Here is a 5,497-nt window from a genome sequence, read left to right as displayed (position 1 = left end):
TTTGGTTGGATCTGGCGGGGTGTGTTGCTGCTTTTGGGGTGCTGTGCCGGGGCGTTTTGTCTTGGGTGTGGTGCTTTGGGGGTGGGATGCGCGGCTGGCGTTCGGGCGGTGGCGTTTTTGGCGTCATGGTTTGAGGGTGCTGGCGCTGGGTTTGGCGGCAGGGTTGGGCTGGACTGGGTGTGAGAGCGTGGGTTCAGGTGGGTTATCCGGGCTTGTTTTGGCGGGCTTTTGGGCTTGCTGGGCAGGTTTGTGATGAACTTGAGAGTTTGATCCTGGCTCAGAGTGAACGCTGGCGGCATGCTTAACACATGCAAGTCGTGCGGGGGGCTTCGGCCCTCAGCGGCGGACGGGTGAGTAACGCGTAGGGATGTGTCCAGGGGTGGGGGATAACGCCGGGAAACTGGCGCTAATACCGCATATGGGTTGAGGCCCAAAGCCTTCGGGCGCCTTTGGAGTAACCTGCGTTCGATTAGGTAGTTGGTGGGGTAAAGGCCTACCAAGCCGACGATCGATAGCTGGTCTGAGAGGACGATCAGCCACACTGGGACTGAGACACGGCCCAGACTCCTACGGGAGGCAGCAGTGGGGAATATTGGACAATGGGCGCAAGCCTGATCCAGCAATGCCGCGTGGGTGAAGAAGGTCTTCGGATCGTAAAGCCCTTTCGGCGGGGACGATGATGACGGTACCCGCAGAAGAAGCCCCGGCTAACTTCGTGCCAGCAGCCGCGGTAATACGAAGGGGGCTAGCGTTACTCGGAATTACTGGGCGTAAAGGGCGCGTAGGCGGCGCTCCAAGTTAGGCGTGAAAGTCCTGGGCTCAACCTGGGAACTGCGCTTAAGACTGGAGTGCTTGAGGATGGAAGAGGCTCGTGGAATTCCCAGTGTAGAGGTGAAATTCGTAGATATTGGGAAGAACACCGGTGGCGAAGGCGGCGAGCTGGTCCATTACTGACGCTGAGGCGCGATAGCGTGGGGAGCAAACAGGATTAGATACCCTGGTAGTCCACGCCGTAAACGATGTGCGCTGGATGTTGGGGCCCCTAGGGTCTCAGTGTCGTAGCCAACGCGGTAAGCGCACCGCCTGGGGAGTACGGCCGCAAGGTTGAAACTCAAAGGAATTGACGGGGGCCCGCACAAGCGGTGGAGCATGTGGTTTAATTCGAAGCAACGCGCAGAACCTTACCAGCCCTTGACATGGTCACGGCCGGCGCAGAGATGCGCTTTCCCCGCAAGGGGCGTGATGCACAGGTGCTGCATGGCTGTCGTCAGCTCGTGTCGTGAGATGTTGGGTTAAGTCCCGCAACGAGCGCAACCCTCGCCTTTAGTTGCCAGCACGTTTGGGTGGGCACTCTAGAGGAACTGCCGGTGACAAGCCGGAGGAAGGTGGGGATGACGTCAAGTCCTCATGGCCCTTATGGGCTGGGCTACACACGTGCTACAATGGCGGTGACAGTGGGACGCCAGGTCGCGAGGCCGAGCCGATCCCCAAAAGCCGTCTCAGTTCAGATTGCAGCCTGCAACTCGGCTGCATGAAGGTGGAATCGCTAGTAATCGCGGATCAGCACGCCGCGGTGAATACGTTCCCGGGCCTTGTACACACCGCCCGTCACACCATGGGAGTTGGTTCTACCTTAAGCAGGTGCGGTAACCGCAAGGGGCTAGCCTGCCACGGTAGGGTCAGCGACTGGGGTGAAGTCGTAACAAGGTAGCCGTAGGGGAACCTGCGGCTGGATCACCTCCTTTCAAGGACGCGCCACGGGGTGCGAGGGGCTTGCCCCTCCGGCTGTGGCGCGACCGACAGAGACTTTGTCCTGCCTGGACTTTGGGCTGACCGGCGGAGGCTGGTTGGTTGTTCTCACACTCATACAGCCTGGCTCTGGCTGAACTGCGGCGGTGCTGGAACCCGTGCCTTGGCACGGGCGGGGCGCCGGCCGCGCATCCTTCCCTTGGCGGTTCGGGCTGGTTGGCCCGGGCCGCGCTTGCGGGCGGGTTGCTGTTTGGGCCAGTAGCTCAGTTGGTTAGAGCACACGCTTGATAAGCGTGGGGTCGGAGGTTCAAGTCCTCCCTGGCCCATGCGTGCCCTGGCGCGAGCCGGGGGCGTTTCTGGGCCGGTGATCGGCTGGTCTGGTTTGGTCCGCTGAAAGGGTTCCCGTGAGGGGGCGTAGCTCAGCGGGAGAGCGCCTGCTTTGCAAGCAGGGGGTCGTCGGTTCGAATCCGATCGCCTCCAGGGTGGAGCGAGAGGCTGCCGGGCCTTGGGGCCTGGGCGGCGAGCTTCCGGAAAACCCCGCTCGGGGCGCGCTGGCGCCTGGGGTGATCCATGTTGTTTGACAGGTGAATCGGATTTGGTGAGTTGAGTGTTCTGGCGGGCTGACTTCCCGTCAGGCGTTGAGTGTCTCGGTGTTGCATCGCTGTCCGTTGGACGCGCGGTGATCGGGGCGCCTTGGGGTGCGAGCCCTGGGGCGGTTTGGTCCTGCGTGCGGGCGGTGGTGGATGATGAGTATGAGAAGGGCGTTCGGTGGATGCCTTGGCGCCAAGAGGCGATGAAGGACGTGGCACGCTGCGATAAGCCGCGGGGAGATGCGAGCGATCGTTGATCCGCGGATGTCCGAATGGGGAAACCCCTCCTGAGGGAGATCCTGGGCTGAATACATAGGTTCAGGAGGCGAACCCGGGGAACTGAAACATCTCAGTACCCGGAGGAAAAGACATCAACAGAGATTCCCCGAGTAGTGGCGAGCGAAAGGGGAGCAGGCCAGTACCTTGTCTGAGTTCAGCTGAACGGTCTGGAAAGTCCGGCCAGAGCGGGTGATAGCCCCGTAGGCGAAGAGGTCAGGCAGGGTCTTGAGTAGGGCGGGGCACGTGAAACCCTGTCTGAACATGGGGGGACCACCCTCCAAGCCTAAATACTCCTTGGCGACCGATAGTGCACAAGTACCGTGAGGGAAAGGTGAAAAGCACCCCGACAAGGGGAGTGAAAGAGACCTGAAACCGAGCGCCTACAAGCAGTCGGAGCCCTGGGCGCAAGCCTTGGGGTGACGGCGTACCTTTTGTATAATGGGTCCGCGAGTTTCTGTTGGCAGCAAGCTTAAGCCGTTAGGTGTAGGCGCAGCGAAAGCGAGTCCGAACAGGGCGCTGAGTTGCCGGCAGAAGACCCGAAACCGAGTGATCTAGCCATGGCCAGGCTGAAGGTGCGGTAACACGCACTGGAGGGCCGAACCCACGCCTGTTGAAAAAGTCGGGGATGAGCTGTGGCTAGGGGTGAAAGGCCAATCAAACTCGGAAATAGCTGGTTCTCCGCGAAATCTATTGAGGTAGATCGTCGTTCGATTACCGCCGGAGGTAGAGCACCGGAAGGGCTAGGGGGACCCAAAGTCCTACCAAACCCTACCGAACTCCGAATGCCGGCGAGTACAGGGCGGCAGACAGACAGTGGGTGCTAAGGTCCATTGTCGAGAGGGAAACAGCCCAGACCACCAGCTAAGGCCCCCAAATCGTGGCTAAGTGGGAAAGCATGTGAGACGGCCAAAACAACCAGGAGGTTGGCTTAGAAGCAGCCATCCTTTAAAGAAAGCGTAATAGCTCACTGGTCTAATAGCTGTCTTGCGGCGAAAATGTAACGGGGCTCAAGCCACGTGCCGAAGCTGTGGGTGCTCAGCAATGAGCGCGGTAGCGGAGCGTTCCGTACGCCTGCGAAGGTGGATCGTGAGGTCTGCTGGAGGTATCGGAAGTGCGAATGCGGACATGAGTAGCGACAAGGAGAGTGAGAACCTCTCCCGCCGAAAGTCCAAGGGTTCCTGCGCAAGGCCAATCCGCGCAGGGTGAGCCGGCCCCTAAGGCGAGGGCGACAGCCGTAGCCGATGGAAACCAGGTGAATATTCCTGGGCCTGTCAGAAGTGACGAGTGTGAAGTTCCGTGCGGCCTTATTGGATTGGCCGCGCGGCTGGATCACTCCAGGAAATAGCTCTGACATACAGACCGTACCCGAAACCGACACAGGTGGACTGGTTGAGTATACCGAGGCGCTTGAGAGAACCATGCTGAAGGAACTAGGCAAATTGCCCGCGTAACTTCGGGATAAGCGGGACCCGCCGCCGGGCAACCGGTGACGGGTGGCACAGACCAGGGGGTGGCGACTGTTTAGTAAAAACACAGGGCTCTGCGAAATCGAGAGATGACGTATAGGGTCTGACGCCTGCCCGGTGCCGGAAGGTTAAGGGGAGATGTGCAAGCATCGAACCGAAGCCCCGGTAAACGGCGGCCGTAACTATAACGGTCCTAAGGTAGCGAAATTCCTTGTCGGGTAAGTTCCGACCTGCACGAATGGCGTAACGACCTCCCCACTGTCTCCAGCATGGGCTCAGCGAAATTGAATTCCCCGTGAAGATGCGGGGTACCCGTGGTCAGACGGAAAGACCCTATGAACCTTTACTGCAACTTCGCAGTGGCACCAGGAAGGGGCTGTGTAGGATAGGTGGGAGGCTATGAAACCGGGGCGCTAGCTTCGGCGGAGCCAACCTTGAAATACCACCCTGCGCCTTTCTGGTGTCTAACTGAGCCCCATCAGCTGGGGCCAGGACCCTGCGTGGTGGGCAGTTTGACTGGGGCGGTCGCCTCCCAAAGTGTAACGGAGGCGCGCGATGGTGGGCTCAGGCCGGTCGGACATCGGCTGTTGAGTGCAAAGGCATAAGCCCGCCTGACTGTGAGCGCGACAGCGCGAACAGAGACGAAAGTCGGCCTTAGTGATCCGGTGGTCCCGCGTGGAAGGGCCATCGCTCAACGGATAAAAGGTACTCTAGGGATAACAGGCTGATCTCCCCCAAGAGTCCACATCGACGGGGAGGTTTGGCACCTCGATGTCGGCTCATCGCATCCCGGGGCTGGAGCAGGTCCCAAGGGTTCGGCTGTTCGCCGATTAAAGCGGTACGTGAGCTGGGTTTAGAACGTCGTGAGACAGTTCGGTCCCTATCTGCCATGGGTGTTGGAGACTTGCGAGGATCTGTCCCTAGTACGAGAGGACCGGGATGGACGTACCTCTGGTGCACCAGTTGTTCCGCCAGGAGCACCGCTGGGTAGCTAAGTACGGAACGGATAACCGCTGAAGGCATCTAAGCGGGAAACCAGCCTCTAAACGAGGTCTCCCCAAGGGCCGTGGAAGACCACCACGTCAATAGGCCGCATGTGAAAGTCCGGCAACGGATGCAGCTAAGCGGTCCTAATCGCCCAAACGATCTCATCACACACACACCGCAGTGTGCACAACACACCGCACGCAGCACCAAACCTCACTCAACGCACGCACACCCAACACACCAAATCCCTCACCACAACATCCGTCGCAACTTTCCGGCTCGGTGGCCCGGTGGCCATCGCGGGGCTGATAACACCCGATCCCATCCCGAACTCGGCCGTGAAACTCCCCAGCGCCCATGGTACTGCGCCTCAAGGCGCGGAAGAGTAGGTCGCCGCCGGGCCACCCAGCCGGAAAGTCGCTCAAC

2 tRNA genes and 3 rRNA genes are annotated in these 5,497 nt (G+C 60.1%); all 5 read left to right on the top strand.

Annotated features, from left to right (window positions below):
• Positions 1-254: 254 nt before the first annotated feature.
• Positions 255-1,745, top strand: a 16S ribosomal RNA gene (locus E0493_RS22755).
• Positions 1,746-2,001: 256 nt separating this feature from the next.
• A tRNA-Ile gene (locus E0493_RS22750) sits at positions 2,002-2,075 on the top strand.
• An 82-nt stretch (positions 2,076-2,157) separates the two neighbouring features.
• Positions 2,158-2,229, top strand: a tRNA-Ala gene (locus E0493_RS22745).
• A gap of 265 nt (positions 2,230-2,494) precedes the next feature.
• Positions 2,495-5,239 (top strand): 23S ribosomal RNA (locus E0493_RS22740).
• A 118-nt stretch (positions 5,240-5,357) separates the two neighbouring features.
• Positions 5,358-5,473, top strand: a 5S ribosomal RNA gene (rrf, locus tag E0493_RS22735).
• The 16S, 23S and 5S rRNA genes sit together here with 2 tRNA genes alongside, the layout of an rRNA operon.
• Positions 5,474-5,497 lie beyond the last annotated feature (24 nt).

The organism is Teichococcus coralli, assembly GCF_009829925.1.
Lineage (GTDB): Bacteria > Pseudomonadota > Alphaproteobacteria > Acetobacterales > Acetobacteraceae > Pseudoroseomonas > Pseudoroseomonas coralli.
Note: the sequence above shows the minus strand (reverse complement) of the source record. Positions and strands in the feature narration are given on the sequence as shown.